The sequence below is a fragment of the Pseudomonas sp. CFBP13508 genome (assembly GCF_005233515.1).
GTDB lineage: Bacteria > Pseudomonadota > Gammaproteobacteria > Pseudomonadales > Pseudomonadaceae > Aquipseudomonas > Aquipseudomonas mercuritolerans.
Genome location: NZ_QFZZ01000001.1, coordinates 114,395 through 130,482 on the forward strand (window position 1 = coordinate 114,395; position 16,088 = coordinate 130,482).

Consider the following 16,088-nt stretch of genomic DNA (forward strand, 5'->3'; position numbering starts at 1 on the left):
CGCACACACCGCGCTTGAAGAGCGGGTGTGAGCGTCGCCGAAATTTGCGGAGGATGCAGGCATGGCCATAGACCTTGAGCGCGATATGCACTGGAGGAGCAAGATACGGGCCAAGCTGTGCAAGGCCTTCGAAGCCATTGAGCCAGAGCGGACCAAGCGTTTGAAACAGCGTTTTTTGGTATCTGGCATTCCATAATATTGTGTTACGTAGCGTAGCAGCGGCTTGCGTTCTTGCTCCCTTTTGAAGCAGATCCCTCCAGGTTTGCCGCGATCAACGCCGCGCCGTGCGCGTACTCACATCCACCCAGACCGCCAACACCAGAATGCTGCCCTTGACGATCATCTGCCAGTAACTATCCACGTCGAGCATGGACATGCCGTTGTCCAGACTGGTGATCACCAGCGCGCCGAGGAGGGCGCCGTAGACGGTGCCGGAGCCGCCGCGCATGGAGGTGCCGCCGATGAAGCAGGCGGCGATGGCGTCGAGTTCGCCCATGCTGCCGGCGGACGGTGAGCCGGCGGCGAGGCGTGCGGTGTTGACCACGCCGGCGAGGGCGCACATCACGCCCATGATGCCGAAGATCCACAGCTTGACCGCCTGCACATTGATGCCTGACAGGCGCGTGGCTTCCATGTTGCTGCCGACCGAATAGACCCGGCGGCCGAACACGGTCTGGCTGGTGACGTAACTGAACACCCCGAGCAGAATCAGCAACAGCAGCACCGGCACGGGAATGCCGTCATAGCTGTTGAGGGTCTGAACAAAACCGGCCAGCACCGCGCCGATCACCAGCACGCGCACAACATCACGCACCAGTGAATGCGCCGCCAGGCCATGCAGGGCGCGATTGCGTCGTTGTTTCCAGGTCAGGAACATTGTCAGCGCAAACAGCAGCACACCCAGGCCAGTGCCGATCGCGTGGGGCAGATAACCTTGGCCGATATAGACCAGCTCCGGCGATACCGGGGCGATGGTGGTGCCGCCGGTGATCCCCAGCAAAATCCCGCGAAACGCCAACATGCCACCGAGCCCGACGATAAATGACGGTATGCGCAAGTACGCCGCCATGTAGCCGTTGGCGAGGCCGATCATCAGGCCGCACAGGGCGACCAGACTCAGATTCGCCAGCAACGGAATGTGATAGACCACGTCGAGTATCGCCGCGAGGCCACCCAGCAGGCCGAGCAATGAGCCCACCGACAAATCGATCTCGCCGCTGATGATCACCAGCACCATGCCGCAGGCGAGGATGCCGGTGATCGACATCTGCCGCAGCAGGTTGGAAAGGTTGCGCGGGGTGAGGAAACCGCCTTCGGTCTGCCAGCTGAAGAACAGCCAGATCAGCACCACGGCGAATACCAGCGCGAGCATTTTGTAGCGGGTGAACAGTTGTTTGACCTGATTCATTTACGCGGTTTTCCGATCATTATTGTTATGGCTGCCCGGCTGGCTGAGGGCGGCGGCGAGTACCTGTTCCTGGGTCAGCTCATGGTTGACGAAGTCGCCGCGCAACTGGCCTTCGCCGATCACCAGCACGCGGTCGGAGACGCCGAGCACTTCGGCCAGTTCCGACGAAACCATGATGATCGACACGCCCTCAGCGGCGAGCGCGCCCATCAACTTGTAGATCTCATACTTGGCGCCGACGTCCACGCCTCGGGTCGGCTCGTCGAGAATCAGCACGCGCGGTTTGGCCAGCAGCATCTTGGCCAGTACGGCTTTTTGCTGATTGCCGCCCGACAGGCTGGTGATCGGCAGGGACGGACTTGCGGTCTTCAGATGCAGGCGGGAGATTTCCCGGTCGATGCAGCCCAGTTCGGCTTCGGCATCGATGCGGGTCATTTTCGAATAACTCTCGAGCACGGCGAGGGTGATGTTCTGGCCGACACCGAGATCCGGAATGATGCCTTGGCGCTTGCGATCTTCAGGCACCAGGCACAGGCCGGCGCGGATCGCTTTCAGCGGCGTGCGCGTGTCGATTGGCTGGCCGTCCAGCCAGACTTCGCCTTCATGGCGGCCGGGGTAAGCGCCGAACAGTGCGGTGACCAGCTCGGTGCGGCCGGCCCCGACCAGCCCGGCAATGCCAAGAATCTCGCCGCGTTTGAGGCTGAAGGAAATGTCGTCGACCCGTTTGCGCTTGGGGTTGTCGACGTCGTAGCAAGTGATGTGGCGCGCCTCGAAAATCACCTCGCCAATTTCATGCGGCTCGCTGGGGTAGAGGTTGTTCATTTCGCGCCCGACCATCTGCGTGATGATCTGTGGAATGTCCATGTCGGCCATGGCGGTGGTAGCGATGTGTTTGCCGTCGCGGATCACCGAAATGGTGTCGCACACGGCGGCGACTTCATCGAGTTTGTGCGAGATGTAGACGCAGGCGACGCCCTTGGCTTTGAGGTCACGGATGATGTCGAGCAGCACTTCGATTTCCGAGCGGCTCAGGGCCGAGGAGGGTTCGTCGAGGATCAGCAGACGCGCCTGTTTGTTCAGGGCCTTGGCGATTTCCACCAGTTGCTGATAACCGCCGCCGTACTGCGAAACCGGCAGCGACACGTTCATATCCGGCACTTTCAATTCACGCATCAACGCTTCGGCGCGATGGATCATCGCCGGGTAGTTCATGCGCCCGCCCGGCAGCGTCAGCTCATGGCCCATGAAGATGTTTTCCGCCACCGACAGATCCGGAACCAGGGTCAGTTCCTGATGGATGATGACGATGCCGGCGGCCTCGGTTTCGCTGATCGACTGCGCCCGGAGCGGTTGCCCGTCCCAGAGGATTTCGCCGTCCCAGGTGCCATGGGGATAGACCGCCGAAAGGATCTTCATCAGCGTCGACTTGCCGGCGCCATTCTCGCCGCACAGGCCCACGCATTCGCCGGGTCGGACCTTGATGTCGATGCCGTTGAGCGCTTTGACACCGCCGAAGGTTTTGACGATGCCGTTCATTTGCAGCAGATAGTCGGACATGGAAAAGGCTCGTATACCAGGGACTCAAACACCACTGAACCTGTGTGGGAGCGAGCCTGCTCGCGAAGGGGCCTTTTCAGCCAGAGCTTTACTGACTGACACTCCGCTTTCGCGAGCAGGCTCGCTCCCACAGGTCTGATCAAGATTTACGACCGGATCACTGCCCGGCAATCTGCGCCTTGGTGTAGAAGCCGTCCTGTTCGAGCAAGTCGATGTTGTCCTTGGTCAACGGCGTTGGCGTGAGCAGGATGGTGTCGACCTTTTTGCTGCCGTTGTCATACTGCGAGGTGTAGGCCGGTTTTTCGTTGCGTGCCAGTTGCACCGAGAGCTTGGCCGCTTCCGAGGCGATGAGTTTCAGCGGTTTGTAAACGGTCATGGTTTGCGTGCCTGCGATCACGCGTTTGACCGCTGCGAGGTCGGCGTCCTGACCGGAAATCGGCACCTTGCCGGCCAGTTGCTGCGCGGCCAGTGCCTGGATGGCGCCGCCAGCGGTGGCGTCGTTGGAGGCGACGATGCCGTCGATTTTGTTGTTGTTACGGGTCAGCGCGTTTTCGACGATGCTCAGCGCTTCGGTCGGGTTCCATTCCTTGACCCACTGCTGGCCAACGATCTTGATATCGCCCTTGTCGATGGCCGGTTGCAGCACTTTCATCTGGCCTTCACGGAGGATCTTGGCGTTGTTGTCGGTCGGCGCGCCACCTAACAGAAAGTAATTGCCCTTGGGCGCTGCTTTCAGCACGCCACCGGCCTGCATCTCGCCGACCTTTTCGTTATCGAAGGAGATATAGGCGTCGACATCGGCGTTGAGAATCAGCCGGTCGTAAGACACCACTTTGATTCCGGCTTTCTTCGCCTCGGCCACGGCGTTGGTCAGCACTGTCGCGTTGAACGGCACGATGACGATTACATCGACGCCGCGAGAGATGAGGTTTTCGATCTGCGAAATCTGCTTCTGCTCGTTGGCGTCCGCCGATTGCACGAAGACTTTGGCGTCCATTTTTTCTGCCGCCGCGACGAAGTAATCGCGGTCGCGCGACCAGCGTTCCAGACGCAGATCGTCAATGGAGAAACCGATTTTCGGGTGGGTGGCGTCGGCCATTACCGGCAGGGCCAACAACGCCAGGGCACTGGCCAACAGCGTACGTTTCAAGTTCTTCATGGTGGTGCGTCCTTTTATTTTTGTTGGAAAGACACGGCCTGACGATGAATCGGGCTGGTAGAACTGTAGAGAATCTGCCGACGCAGCAGGCACAGAATTGTCGTGCAATTGTCACAGCGTCGTTGCGTCGACAGAGGGTCTCGGCGATCAGCGATACAGGTAACGATTGACGATGTTTTCGAGCATTTCCTGGCGGCCGCTGACGGCTTGCGGGTTCAGCTCGTTGGTGAACGCGTGCTCGGCCAGCGACTCAAGATTGAAGTCGCCCGCCATCACCGCTTGCCCGAACGGCTGACGCCAGCCGGCGTAGCGTTGGTCCTTGAGGGTTTGCAATTGATCGTTCTCAACCATCGCAGCGGCGCGCTCCAGCGACAGGGCGAGGACGTCCATGGCACCAACATGACCGTGGAACAGGTCGATCTCGTCGAGGCTCTGCCGGCGCACCTTGGAGTCGAAGTTGAAACCGCCATTCTTGAAACCGCCGGCCTTGAGGATTTCATAGGTCGCCAGGGTCATTTCTTCGACGCTGTTGGGGAACTGGTCGGTGTCCCAGCCGTTCTGCGGATCGCCACGGTTGGCGTCGATGCTGCCGAAAATACCCAGCGAGGCAGCCGTGGCAATTTCGTGATGAAAGCTGTGGCCGGCCAGGGTCGCGTGGTTGGCTTCGATGTTGACCTTGATTTCTTTCTCCAGACCGTACTGCTGGAGGAAGCCGAACACTGTGGCGCTGTCGTAATCGTATTGGTGCTTGGTCGGCTCCTGCGGCTTGGGTTCGATCAGCAGGTCGCCGGTGAAACCGATCTTGTGCTTGTGCTCGACCACCATGCGCATGAAGCGCCCGAGTTGTTCGCGCTCGCGTTTCAGGTCGGTATTGAGCAGGGTTTCGTAGCCTTCACGACCGCCCCACAGAACGTAGTTGGAACCCTTGAGGCGATGAGTCGCGTTCATTGCGCTGAACACTTGCGCGGCGGCGCAGGCGAACACTTCCGGATCGGGATTGCTCGCGGCACCGGCGGCAAAACGAGGATTGCTGAAGCAGTTGGCGGTGCCCCAGAGCAACTTGATACCGCTCTGTTCCTGATGTTGCTCAAGGCGGTCGACCATTTGCGCGAAGTGTTCGCGGTACTCCTTCAGCGAGTTGCCTTCCGGGGCGACGTCCGTGTCGTGAAAGCAGTAGTAATCGATGCCCAGTTTGCTGAAGAACTCGAACGCGGCTTGAGCCTTGCCGATAGCCAGTTCCATCGGTTCGCCACTGCGTTGCCACGGGCGTTTGAAGGTGCCGGCACCGAACACATCGGAGCCCGGCCAGACGAAAGTGTGCCAGTAGCAGGCGGCCATGCGCAGGTGTTCACGCATGGGTTTGCCGAGGATCAGTTTGTCGGCGTCGTAGTGGCGGAAAGCGAGGGGCGAATCACTGTTCGGGCCTTCGTAGCGAACCGGCTCGATATTGGGAAAATACTGCATGGACCTTGTCCTTGTTGTTCTTGGCGGTGTCTCGATACTAGCAACGGCCCCGTGCCCGCTGATTATGAAAAGCCTCAACTGCGAGTGCGATTTTGCGTATTGAGCTTCAGCGCTCGCAGGCCTAGTCTGTGTCCATCGTCGCCGCGACATGGCGGCCTGGAACAGTACAAAAACAATTTGAGGCCGCTTTCGCGAGCAGGCTCGCTCCCACATTGAACTTGTGTCGTTCACAAAACCGTGTGGGAGCGAGCCTGCTCGCGAATGGCTTGACGCAAAATCCGGATACTGAATGAAAAGCCTACCGCCCGTGCACCGCATCGCCCTGTTGTTCAACGGCAGCAAGATCTACGACCGTGGAATCATCAGCGGCATCGGCAACTACCTGAGCAGCACCCGCGCTTCCTGGGACCTGTTTCTGGAAGAGGACTTTCTCTGCCGCTTGAAAGGCATCGAGCGCTGGCAGGGTGACGGGATCATTGCCGACTTTGACGATCCGCTGATTGGCGAGGCGCTGGCCGACATTCATTTGCCGGTGGTGGCGGTCGGCGGTTCCTACGAGGATGCACGCGCCTATCCGAAAGCGATTCCCTATGTCGCCACCGATAACAACGCATTGATCACTCTGGCTTACTCGCATCTGGTCGAGGCGGGGTTGCAGCGCTTTGCCTGTTTCAGCCTGCCCGAGGCACAAGCCAATCGCTGGGCGCAGGAGCGGGAAAAAGCCTTTCGCAAACTGATGCAGCGCGACGGCCTGCACGCCGAGATCTATCGCGGCATGGGCACCAGCGCGCCGCTGTGGGACAGCGCCGTCGAACAACTGATCGCCTGGCTGCACAGCCTGCCGAAACCGATCGGCATCATCGCCGTCAGCGACGCCCGCGCCCGGCAGTTGCTGCAAGCCTGCCTGACCGCCGGCATTGCCGTGCCGGAGCAGGTCGCGCTGATCGGCATCGACAACGACCCGCTGACCCGCAGCCTGACTCGCGTACCGCTGAGTTCGGTGATTCAGGGCACCGAAACCATGGGCCGCACCGCTGCGCAATTGCTGCACCAGATGCTCCACGGCATGCCGTCCACCGGCACGCAGATTCTGGTTCCGCCGGACGCGGTCAACGTGCAGGTGTCGAGCTTGCATCAACCGCTGGGTAATCCCTACGTCATGCAAGCGCTGCTGTTCATCCGCCAATATGCCTGTCAGGGCATCAAGACCGCACAGGTGGCTGCGTATGTCGGGGTGTCGCGTTCATCACTGGAAGCGCATTTCCGCGCCGAGCGCGGTTGCAGCGTGCATGACGAGATTCTGCGTTTCAAACTGGCGGCGGCTACCAGCGGTTTGAAGAACACCAATGCGGCGATTGCCGACATTGCCCAGGCCTGCGGCTTCAAGTCTGCGCAATATCTGCACACGGTGTTTCGTCGCGAGTTCGGCTGCACGCCCCGCGAATATCAGCAGGGCGGGGCGTAGCGCTGCGAAGACTTACGCCAGCGCAGCGGCACTGGCTCTGGAGCGCCAGGCGAACGTCAGCACCATCAGCAGGCCCAGACCAGCCATCGCCGCGCCGGCCAGGGATATCGCCGGATAACCCAGCCCGGCATTGATCACCGCGCCACCGAGCGCCGCGCCGATCGCGTTGCCGAAATTGAACGCACCGATGTTCACCGCCGAAGCCAGATTCGGCGCGTCCTTGGCCGCTTCCATCACGCGCATCTGCAGCGGCGGCACCAAAGCGAAGCTGGCGATACCCCAGATCAGAATGGCCACGGCGGCCGGCAGCGGCCAGCGCATCAGCACCGTGAACGCCAGCAACACCACAATCAATGCGCTCAGCGACACGATCAGGGTGCGGTCGATCGAACGGTCGGCAGCCTTGCCGCCCCACATATTGCCCAGCGTCAACCCGATCCCGAACAACACCAGCATGGCGGTGATGAACGCGGCGGAGGCGTGGGTTTCGCTGCTGAGGATCGGCGCGATGTAAGTGAACACGGTGAACATCGCACTCGAGCCGACCACGGTCAGGGCCAGCGCGGCCAACACCGGACCGCGGCCCAATACACGTATTTCCGCCAGCGCACCCGCGCCTTGCTCTGCCTTCAGATTGGGCAGGGCGAACCACAAGGCGATCATGGTCAGCACGCCGAGGCCGGTAATGCCCCAGAACGCGGTGCGCCAGCCAAACAGTTCACCAAACCAGGCTGCCAGCGGCACACCGCCGATAGTCGCCAACGTCAGGCCCATGAACATCGCCGCCACGGCGCCGGCACGTTTTTCCGGCGCGACCACGCTGGCGGCGACCACCGAACCAACCCCAAAGAATGCGCCGTGATTGAGCGAGGTGATCACCCGGGCGATCATCAGGCTGGAGTAATCGGTGGCCAGCGCCGACATCAGGTTACCCAGGGTGAAAATCGCCATCAGCCCGATCAGCAGATAGCGCCGCGGGATCTTGCCGGTGGTCAGGGTCATCAGCGGCGCGCCGAGCAGCACGCCCAAGGCGTAGGCACTGACCAGCAACCCCGCAGCGGGAATGGAAACGCCGAGATCGGCGGCGATGCCGGGCAACATGCCCATCGGCGCGAACTCGGTGACGCCGATGCCAAAGGCGCCGACAGCGAGTGCAACAAGTGGTGGATTGATACGCATGGAAAGTCTCCTCATCTATGCCGCCAATGCTACGATCCATCGTTTTAAGGCGGTAGATGGCGATTTTGGCAATCACCTTTGCGTAAGAGGCACGAATGGACTTCAACGGCAGGTCAGGGGAAATGAGCGTGTTCGTCACCGTGGCGCAGGAGGGCAGCCTCTCAGCGGCTGCGCGCGCGCTGGGGCTGACGCCTTCGGCGGTCAGTCGGATCATCGCCCGCGCTGAGCAGCGCCTCGGCACTCGTCTGCTGCTGCGCACGACCCGCGCGCTGACGTTTACCGCCGAGGGCGAGGCCTTCCTGCGCGGTGCCCGGCGGATTCTCGCCGACATGGATGAAGTGGAAGGGGCCATTACCGATCAAGGCGTACCCAAGGGCCGCTTGCGTGTCAGTGCCGCCCTTGGCCATGGACGGCTGACCATTGTGCCGCTGGTCGCAGCCTTCACCGTCCGTTACCCGAACATCGTCGTCGACCTCAGCCTTGGCGACGAAGTAGTCGACATCCTTGCCGGTCAGGCGGACGTCGCCATCCGCTTCGGCCATCTGCCCGACAGCCCGTTGACCGCACGCCGGCTCGGCCACACCGGCCAAGTCGTGGTCGCATCGTCCGACTACCTGAAACGCCACGGCACACCTCTCGAACCGGAAGACCTGCTCAAGCACAACTGCCTGCGCTTCAACTTCCGCCGCGCCGAAGCCAACTGGCCGTTTATCCGCGACGGCAAGGAGTTCTCGCTGAAAGTCAGCGGCAACATCGAATGCAGCAGCGGCGAAGCACTGGCCCAGTTCGCCAGGCTCGGTGCAGGCATTGCGCGCATTGGCGAGTTCACCGTCAGGGAAGACTTGCAGCGCGGCGCGCTGATCCCGCTGCTGCAAGCGTTCAACCCGGGCGATGAGGAACCGATTCATGCGGTGTTCGTCGGCGGCGCGGCGATGCCGGTGCGGGTGCGCTTGTTCGTGGATTTTTTGCTGGAGCAGCATCGGATGTAAGCGTGCCGGTCGGATTCAGCGAGTCGTCCTTGACCCGCAGGCTGGCGGCTAGATTGTCGGGATGGTCCCGCCGTCGATCACAAATTCACTTCCTGTGATCGAAGCCGCTCGCGGCGACGCCACAAACCCGATCAGCTCAGCCACTTCAGCTGGCGTCGATGGGCGGCCGAGCGGAATACCGCCCAAGGCTTGCATGATGATGTCCTTGCCCCCCTGATAGTCAGTGCCAGCCTCCTGCGCGAGTCGCTCGGCCAATGCCACCGATGCTTCGGTTTCGACCCAGCCCGGGGAAACCCGAACCACCCGGACCCCTTTGGGCGACACCTCTTTCGACAGGCTCTTGCTGTAGGTCGACAGCGCAGCCTTGGCCGCCGCGTACGCTGTGGTGGATTCCGGCAGCGGCAATCGACTCTGGATGGAGGTGACATGGATCACCACGCCATCCCGACGCTCGAGCATGCCCGGGAGCAGGGCGCGATCGAGGCGCACCGCTGGCAGCAAATTCAGATTGAGCTCGCGTTGCCACTGCTCCTCGTCGAGCGCTGCAAAACCACCACCGGGGGCCGACGAGCCACCCAGGACATGAACCACTATGTCGACGCCGCCCAGTTGCTGTTGGACCGCTGCGATGAGTGCGTCACAACCTTCCTGTGTCGAAAGATCAGCCGCAACCAGCAGTGCTCCCGGCATTTCGACGTCCACTTGCCGAGCCGAGGTGATGACCTTTGCGTCCTCGGCCAGAAACCACTCGACCACTGCTTTGCCGATTCCCTTGGTGCCGCCGGTGACGAGGACCCGCTTGCCAGTCAATCCTGAATTCAGCATGGCGAAATCTCCAGCGCTCGGAATTGATGGGTCGCGTCGTAGATTTCTTTCTCGTCGATGACTGTGACATACGTCTGCACGACGGCGGGAAGTTGAAGGTTCATTGGCTGACTCCTGATTGATTAACTGGAGTCATCTTGCTGCGCTGCAGATAGTTTGTTCAACTGGGACAAGCCTTAATGACCTATCCCGAAAAACAGGACAATCCATGGTTCAGGATCGTTTGGCCCTCAATGAACTGGACGCCGTCATAGCCGTGGCTCGAAGGGGGTCGTTTCGCCAGGCCGCCATTGATCTCGACGTCTCCACCACCGCGCTGAGCAACACCATTGCGCAACTGGAAGCGCGCCTCGAATCGCGACTGTTCAACCGCACGACCCGTAGCGTCGCCATCACCGAAGCGGGGAGAGTGTTTCTCGAACAGGTGGGGCCAGCCTTGCAGGATTTGCGTGCGGCACTCGATGCAGTGCGCTCGCAAAACGCCGGACCCTCGGGCACGCTGCGCATCAACGCCTTCGCCAGCGCTGCGCGTTCGGCGCTGCTGCCACTGGTGATCGAGTTTTTGCAGCAGCATCCGAAAGTCCATATTGATCTTGTAACCGAAGGCCGGCTGGTGGATATCGTGGCTGACGGCTTCGATTTCGGCGTGCGCTCGGCAGGCCTGGTGCCCAACGATGTGATTGTGGTGCCAGTCGGCCCGCCGCAACGTTACGCGGTGGTCGGTTCGCCGGGGTATTTTGCACAACACGGCAAACCGCGCACGCCGTCCGATCTGCCCGGGCATCGATGCATCCGCGTGCGACTGCCGAACGGGGCGATTTTCCCCTGGTATTTCGAGCGGGACGGAGAAGTCACCCGTCTGGATGTGAACGGTCCGCTGACCCTGGATGAATCGAGCGTGGTCAAGGTCGCGGTGCAGGCGGGCATGGGGCTGGGCTTTTTCATGGAGCAGGACGTTCGTGACGAAATCCGCACCGGCGAGTTCGTGCAGGTACTCGAGGACTGGACGCCGCCCCGAGACAGGTTGTGCCTGTACTACCCGAACCGCCGCAATCCCTCTGCGGCCGCCAGGGCATTCATCGAACTGGCTCGCGCCAGGCAGGCTGATCAGGCGTGACCGGGTGGACTCAGGCGATCAAGCCCAGTGTCAGCCCCTTCAGGGTGGCGGCTGCCCGGGTCGAACATTGCAGTTTGCGAAAGATGCTTTCCATGTGCGTGCGTACCGTGCTCGGACTGATAGCCAACAGTTGCGCGACTTGTTTGTTGCTGGCGCCACGGCTGATCTCCAGAAGAATGCGGCACTCACGGGCTGTCAGCAGCGAAGGCTTGGGTTGCCGCAGGCGGCGCTCGCCACTGGCGGCAGCAATGACCGCTTCGCAGACATCGTTATCGAACAGACCACGGCCAGCATCCTTTTTGAGTAGCGTGGCTGCTGCGGTTTCGTCGTGGGCTGATCGCCATGGCCGGGCTTGCCTCAACGCCACCCAGGCGACCGAGGTGGCGAACAGCCGATGTTCGGCATTCAGTGCATCACCCGCCACGCCGCGAAAATAGCCGCTGCCGTCGAGTCGTTCATAAGCGTGGGTGGCTATCTCGGCGGGCGCGGTCAGTTCAGGAACCGGTCGGAGCGCCTGTTGCGTCCAGTAAGGCACCAGGCGCACTCGCTCTGCCGCACCGTAGGGCAGCGGCCCTGGGCTATTCCATAGGTGATTGGAAACGGCTGCGCGGCCGAGACCGTAAATCAGCGCGGACTTGCCAATGTCTGTCAGCGTCGGCTCACCCAGGCCCCACAGGCGCGCAGCTTCCACGGCAACATGGGCGACCTGACGCGAATGCCCGGCCAGCCATGGCAGCTTCAAGTCAATGATGTCTCCGACCAAAGTCAGTGAGACATGACGCTGCTCGGGCGCGGGTTCAACTTTAGAGGAAAGCGTTTCCAGATCCGCCAGCCATTCCTTGGCATTGGCCACCAGCAACGACACCAGCGATGCGGGATAGCGCCGATCCGACTGCTCGCTGATCCAGCGCAGCGCCGCGTCCAGGCCATGGGCGCGGGTGAGAATGTCCAGATCACCGGCCATGACCACCTGATAGGCGACTTCCGGGATGTGCTCATGGCTTACGCCCAGTGGTCGGCCAGTGCCGTCGTAGGTTTCGAACACCCGACACAGGCCCGCTTCAACGGCGGTTCCGAGCTGGAGGGTTTTGGCGATTGCACCGGACACTTCACAGTGCACCACGGCCAGCGGGGTTGCCTGATGCACCGCGTTCATCTGTTCATTGCCCAGGGTCAGATCGAGCATCGCGCGGCGACCATCGACGTCGTCGCCCAGCAGGTCGGCAAAGCCTTCGGCGTTGGCCGTGCACCCAGACCAGCGCAGCAAGGCAATCTGCTCTGCAACCTGCAGATGCTCACCGTCGCCATGGCATGCCTGCGCGAGCATCCGCGCCAAAGCGGCAACGCGCCGGGAGTGACCGAGCGGTTGCCCCATGCTGAGGTCACCGACCTGGGCGATGGTTGCCAGTGCGCCGTCCAGCGAGATGTCCAGTTGCAAGCCACTATCCATGAAAAATGCCCCGGGGTCGGATAATTGACCGATGCCCACAACGCAGGCCAGTCAGCAGAATCTGAACTCCCGAACAGGAGCTCATCCAATGAAAACAATCAAATCGAAATTCGCCACCGTCGCCTTTGCCCTGGCCAGTACCTTCATGGCCGGCGCCAGCCACGCGCAGGATACAACGCCTTCGGTGGTGATCGTACACGGCGCCTTCGCCGACGGTTCCGACTGGGCCAAGGTGGTGCCACTGCTGCAAGCCAAAGGCGTGGCCGTTACCGTTGTGCAAAACCCGCTCACCTCTCTGGCCGACGACGTTGCCGCCACGCGCCGCGCGCTGAACAACCAGCAGGGCAAGGTGGTGCTGGTCGGTCACTCCTGGGGTGGCACGGTGATCACCGAGGCTGGCAGCGACCAGAAAGTCAGCGCGCTGGTGTATGTCGCCGCCTTCGCGCCAGACGCCGGGCAAACCAGTGGCGAGCAGGGTAAAGGCGCGCCGACGCCGCCGGGCATCAGTCAGATCAAGGCCGACGCTAACGGCTTCCTCTATCTGACCCCCGAAGGCATGGCCAAGGACTTCGCTCAGGATCTGCCGGCCGCGCAAACTGCCGTCATGACCGCCACGCAAGGGCCGATCAAGGCCTCGGCTTTCGAAGATAAAACCACCGTTTCGTCCTGGAAAACCAAACCGTCCTGGTACCTGCTCGCTACCGAAGACCGGATGATTCATCCCGATGTCCAGCGTTCTGCCGCCAAGCGTATTGGTGCGACCCTTGCAGAAGTGCACGCCAGCCATGTCCCACAGCAATCGCAGCCGGCCGAGGTCGCCGCAGTGATTCTCAAAGCCGTGCACAGCGTTGCTAAGCAGTGATCGCGGCATCGAAGGGGAGCGGGCGTATGAACCCTCGAAGCGATCACGACTATGACTTCATTGTCTGTGGTGCCGGCACGTCGGGTTGCGTGGTCGCTGCGCGGCTTGCCGATGAGTCAGGCGCACGGGTTCTGCTGATTGAAGCCGGCGAAGGTTACTCAGGCCCCGAGGTGACCGAACCGGCGCAATGGCCGCTGAACCTCGGCTCCACGCGCGACTGGGCATTCGAGGGGCAATCCGATCCACGCCTCAACGGTCGACGGCTCCCGCTGAGCATGGGCAAGGGGCTCGGTGGAGGTTCGAGCATCAACGTGATGGTCTGGTCGCGCGGCCATCGCTGCGATTGGGAGCATTTTGCTGCCGAGTCTGGCGACCCGGCCTGGGGCTACGCATCGGTGCTCGATTACTACCGCAGGATCGAAAACTGGCAAGGCAGCCCGGACGCCACCCGGCGTGGTTCAGGTGGGCCGGTACATGTCGAACAGCCGGCCACGCCTCAACCCCTTGCGTGGGCAACGCTGGAGGCGGCCAGCGATCTGGGCATCCCTCGATTCGACAGCCCCAATGGCGAGATGATGGAAGGGCCAGGAGGGATCGCTGTCACCGACTTGCGCATCAAACAGGGCAAGCGCGAGTCGGTTTACGACGCTTACGTCCGGCCACGCTTGCACTGTCCGAACCTGACGGTGCTGACCGGGGCGTTGGTGACCCGCGTGTTGCTGGTCGGCACCCGGGCCGTCGGTGTCGAAGTGTTGATCGCCGGCGAGCGGCGGCGCTTTCATGCCGCATCTGAAGTCATCCTGTCCATGGGCGCGGTGCAATCACCGAAAGTGCTCATGCAGTCGGGCATCGGCCCGGCGGATGAACTGCGAAAACACAGCATCGCACCGGTCGTTCATTTACCCGGTGTCGGCGAGAATTTGCAGGATCATCTGGCTTTCGGCTGCACGTGGGAATACCAACAACCCCAAGCGGTCGCTGGCAGCGGATGCGAAACCACCTTGTACTGGAAAAGCGACAGCCGCCTGGAAGCCCCGGACCTGTTGCAGTGCCAGTTGGCATTCGCGGTACCGTCTCCGCCTGAGGTCGCCGTCGAGCCGCCGGAGCATGGCTGGACCATGTTCGCCGGGCTGGCCAGACCTGCCAGTCGCGGACGCTTGCGGTTGTCGGGTGCTGGGCCGCTGGATGCACCGATCATTGAGCCGAACTCCCTGAGCGAGCCCGAGGACATGGCCGCATCCCATGCGTCGATCGAACTGTGCCGGGCGCTCGGCAACAGCCAGGCCTTCGATGGGCTGATCAAGCGCGAAGTCGTGCCCGGGCCGAGAGAACGCCGCGCTATGGAACAGTTCATCCGCAACTCGGCGATGACCTACTGGCACTTGTCGTGTACGGCAAAAATGGGCCGCGATGCGCTGTCGGTGGTTGACCATCAATTACGCGTATACGGGATCGACGGGCTGCGCGTTGCAGATGCTTCGATCATGCCGCGCATCACCGTTGGCAACACGATGGCGCCGTGTGTCGTTATTGGTGAGCGGGCAGCGGAGCTGGTGCTTGCGGGAGTATAAAGCGCCCACAACGCCCCGCTGCGCAAAATCTGCTTTCACTCGTTCGCAAGATTTTCCCGCGCCCACTGCTCGGCCGTCGTGACCTGTATCGTCTGCTGCTCATTGAACGTGCCCGCTTTCGGCCACGCCACACCTCGACCTTGGGCAAACACCGCGCGGTATTTTTTGATGTGGTGAGTGGGGTCTTTTTCCAGTTCCTGCATCAGGTGCGGCACTGTCCAGACGTTACGCTTGAAGGGCCGTCCGAGCACGCGTTCGAGAAGGCCCGCGACCTGTTCATAGGTCAGCGTGTCGCCCGACAGATACACGATCTCGTTGCGAAAACGCGGTTCGAAGAAAACGATTTCTGCAGTCAGTTTGCCGATGTCGTCCGGGGTCGTCAGCGTCACGCTGGTGTCCAGGCTGCCCAGGGCGTTAACGGTGTCGTTGTCGAAATCAACGACTTCAAACACCGGCTCGAAGAGGAAACTGGTAAACATGCCGGTCGAGATGATCACCCATTCGGTTTTGTCCTGCGCGCGCAGCAGTTCGCGCACGTCGAGCTGAGCATCGAACAGATCCTGCGGACTGCCCCGGCCGATCACTTCGAAGTCCACGCCAAACTGCCACGGGAAGTAGCGCTTGATGCCGGACTTGAGCGCGGCGGTCGCTAGCTTCATCGGCGTCTCGCGACCAGCGACCATGCCGGCGCAGCCAATGACGGTATCGAAAGGTGCGAAGACTTCGGCCAGTTGGTCGATCGAATCGTTGACCAGATCTGCCGCTACCATCTGCACGCCGAGACTGCGCAGTTCATCGATTTCGGCTTTCTTTGCCGGCACCTGACTGTCAATCGTCGAGGCCCTGAGCAGGACGCTGATCGTGCTGCCGGGCGAGCGCTTTGCCACTCGCGCAAGGTTGCGCAAAACCGGCAGGCCGAGCTCGCCTGCGCCCAGGACAAGAATGGATTGCGGGGAAGGGTGGTTCGATTCGGTCATGATGTCTCCTGAGATCTGCATGTAAGATCGGCAAATGCTGGCACGATCGGGCAGCACTCAGAAGA

At 61.6% G+C, this 16,088-nt stretch carries 13 protein-coding genes; 5 read left to right on the top strand and 8 right to left on the bottom strand.

From position 1 onward, the window contains the following. Positions 1–271: 271 nt before the first annotated feature. The 4 genes from PspCFBP13508_RS00615 to xylA form a co-directional block, all read right to left on the bottom strand. Positions 272–1,408, bottom strand: a complete 1,137-nt coding sequence (locus tag PspCFBP13508_RS00615) for a sugar ABC transporter permease (protein WP_137213327.1) — start codon at positions 1,406–1,408, stop codon at positions 272–274. Beyond that, complete coding sequence (gene xylG / locus PspCFBP13508_RS00620) at positions 1,409–2,965, bottom strand: D-xylose ABC transporter ATP-binding protein (RefSeq protein WP_137213329.1); 1,557 nt, start codon at positions 2,963–2,965, stop codon at positions 1,409–1,411. A 157-nt stretch (positions 2,966–3,122) separates the two neighbouring features. Continuing rightward, positions 3,123–4,124: a D-xylose ABC transporter substrate-binding protein gene (gene xylF, locus PspCFBP13508_RS00625; protein ID WP_016774327.1), complete on the bottom strand. Its 1,002-nt coding sequence runs from the start codon at positions 4,122–4,124 to the stop codon at positions 3,123–3,125. A gap of 147 nt (positions 4,125–4,271) precedes the next feature. Continuing rightward, complete coding sequence (gene xylA / locus PspCFBP13508_RS00630; protein ID WP_041480538.1) at positions 4,272–5,588, bottom strand: xylose isomerase; 1,317 nt, start codon at positions 5,586–5,588, stop codon at positions 4,272–4,274. Positions 5,589–5,877: 289 nt separating this feature from the next. On the opposite strand from xylA, the gene PspCFBP13508_RS00635 reads away from it, so the two are divergent. Beyond that, complete coding sequence (locus tag PspCFBP13508_RS00635) at positions 5,878–7,053, top strand: XylR family transcriptional regulator (protein WP_137213330.1); 1,176 nt, start codon at positions 5,878–5,880, stop codon at positions 7,051–7,053. Between the two features lie 12 nt (positions 7,054–7,065). Here the strand turns inward: PspCFBP13508_RS00635 and PspCFBP13508_RS00640 are convergent, their stop codons facing one another. Then, on the bottom strand, positions 7,066–8,232 hold the full coding sequence (locus tag PspCFBP13508_RS00640; protein WP_137213331.1) for an MFS transporter: 1,167 nt from the start codon (positions 8,230–8,232) through the stop codon (positions 7,066–7,068). Positions 8,233–8,327: 95 nt separating this feature from the next. On the opposite strand from PspCFBP13508_RS00640, the gene PspCFBP13508_RS00645 reads away from it, so the two are divergent. Continuing rightward, positions 8,328–9,221: a LysR family transcriptional regulator gene (locus PspCFBP13508_RS00645; protein WP_137213332.1), complete on the top strand. Its 894-nt coding sequence runs from the start codon at positions 8,328–8,330 to the stop codon at positions 9,219–9,221. A gap of 48 nt (positions 9,222–9,269) precedes the next feature. Here the strand turns inward: PspCFBP13508_RS00645 and PspCFBP13508_RS00650 are convergent, their stop codons facing one another. Next, a complete protein-coding gene (locus PspCFBP13508_RS00650) occupies positions 9,270–10,046 on the bottom strand; it encodes an SDR family oxidoreductase (RefSeq protein WP_130911013.1) in 777 nt (258 codons plus the stop codon). A gap of 208 nt (positions 10,047–10,254) precedes the next feature. Here PspCFBP13508_RS00650 and PspCFBP13508_RS00655 point away from each other — a divergent pair, with 208 nt between their 5' ends. Continuing rightward, complete coding sequence (locus PspCFBP13508_RS00655) at positions 10,255–11,163, top strand: LysR family transcriptional regulator (RefSeq protein WP_110599163.1); 909 nt, start codon at positions 10,255–10,257, stop codon at positions 11,161–11,163. Positions 11,164–11,173: 10 nt separating this feature from the next. Here PspCFBP13508_RS00655 and PspCFBP13508_RS00660 read toward each other — a convergent pair whose 3' ends face one another. Then, on the bottom strand, positions 11,174–12,613 hold the full coding sequence (locus PspCFBP13508_RS00660; RefSeq protein WP_137213333.1) for an HD domain-containing phosphohydrolase: 1,440 nt from the start codon (positions 12,611–12,613) through the stop codon (positions 11,174–11,176). 88 nt (positions 12,614–12,701) lie between these two features. Between PspCFBP13508_RS00660 and PspCFBP13508_RS00665 the strand changes: the two genes are divergently transcribed. Both PspCFBP13508_RS00665 and PspCFBP13508_RS00670 read left to right on the top strand, forming a co-directional pair. Then, positions 12,702–13,475, top strand: coding sequence for an alpha/beta hydrolase (locus PspCFBP13508_RS00665; RefSeq protein ID WP_130911015.1), 774 nt, complete (start codon positions 12,702–12,704; stop codon positions 13,473–13,475). Positions 13,476–13,501: 26 nt separating this feature from the next. Next, positions 13,502–15,046 carry a GMC family oxidoreductase N-terminal domain-containing protein gene (locus PspCFBP13508_RS00670; protein ID WP_137213334.1) on the top strand — a complete coding sequence of 515 codons (1,545 nt, stop codon included), beginning with the start codon at positions 13,502–13,504 and terminating at the stop codon, positions 15,044–15,046. Positions 15,047–15,081: 35 nt separating this feature from the next. Here the strand turns inward: PspCFBP13508_RS00670 and PspCFBP13508_RS00675 are convergent, their stop codons facing one another. After that, positions 15,082–16,023, bottom strand: a complete 942-nt coding sequence (locus tag PspCFBP13508_RS00675; RefSeq protein ID WP_137213335.1) for an aromatic alcohol reductase — start codon at positions 16,021–16,023, stop codon at positions 15,082–15,084. Positions 16,024–16,088: the final 65 nt, after the last annotated feature.

What these genes read in the sequence shown, in the direction of transcription:
- xylF (WP_016774327.1), bottom strand. Translation starts at nt 4,124, where the DNA reads ATGAAGAACTTGAAACGTACGCTGTTGGCCAGTGCCCTGGCGTTGTTG.
- xylA (WP_041480538.1), bottom strand. Translation starts at nt 5,588, where the DNA reads ATGCAGTATTTTCCCAATATCGAGCCGGTTCGCTACGAAGGCCCGAAC.
- PspCFBP13508_RS00660 (WP_137213333.1), bottom strand. Translation starts at nt 12,613, where the DNA reads ATGGATAGTGGCTTGCAACTGGACATCTCGCTGGACGGCGCACTGGCA.
- PspCFBP13508_RS00670 (WP_137213334.1), top strand. Translation starts at nt 13,502, where the DNA reads ATGAACCCTCGAAGCGATCACGACTATGACTTCATTGTCTGTGGTGCC.
- PspCFBP13508_RS00645 (WP_137213332.1), top strand. Translation starts at nt 8,328, where the DNA reads ATGGACTTCAACGGCAGGTCAGGGGAAATGAGCGTGTTCGTCACCGTG.
- PspCFBP13508_RS00665 (WP_130911015.1), top strand. Translation starts at nt 12,702, where the DNA reads ATGAAAACAATCAAATCGAAATTCGCCACCGTCGCCTTTGCCCTGGCC.
- PspCFBP13508_RS00635 (WP_137213330.1), top strand. Translation starts at nt 5,878, where the DNA reads ATGAAAAGCCTACCGCCCGTGCACCGCATCGCCCTGTTGTTCAACGGC.
- PspCFBP13508_RS00655 (WP_110599163.1), top strand. Translation starts at nt 10,255, where the DNA reads ATGGTTCAGGATCGTTTGGCCCTCAATGAACTGGACGCCGTCATAGCC.
- xylG (WP_137213329.1), bottom strand. Translation starts at nt 2,965, where the DNA reads ATGTCCGACTATCTGCTGCAAATGAACGGCATCGTCAAAACCTTCGGC.
- PspCFBP13508_RS00640 (WP_137213331.1), bottom strand. Translation starts at nt 8,232, where the DNA reads ATGCGTATCAATCCACCACTTGTTGCACTCGCTGTCGGCGCCTTTGGC.
- PspCFBP13508_RS00675 (WP_137213335.1), bottom strand. Translation starts at nt 16,023, where the DNA reads ATGACCGAATCGAACCACCCTTCCCCGCAATCCATTCTTGTCCTGGGC.
- PspCFBP13508_RS00615 (WP_137213327.1), bottom strand. Translation starts at nt 1,408, where the DNA reads ATGAATCAGGTCAAACAACTGTTCACCCGCTACAAAATGCTCGCGCTG.
- PspCFBP13508_RS00650 (WP_130911013.1), bottom strand. Translation starts at nt 10,046, where the DNA reads ATGCTGAATTCAGGATTGACTGGCAAGCGGGTCCTCGTCACCGGCGGC.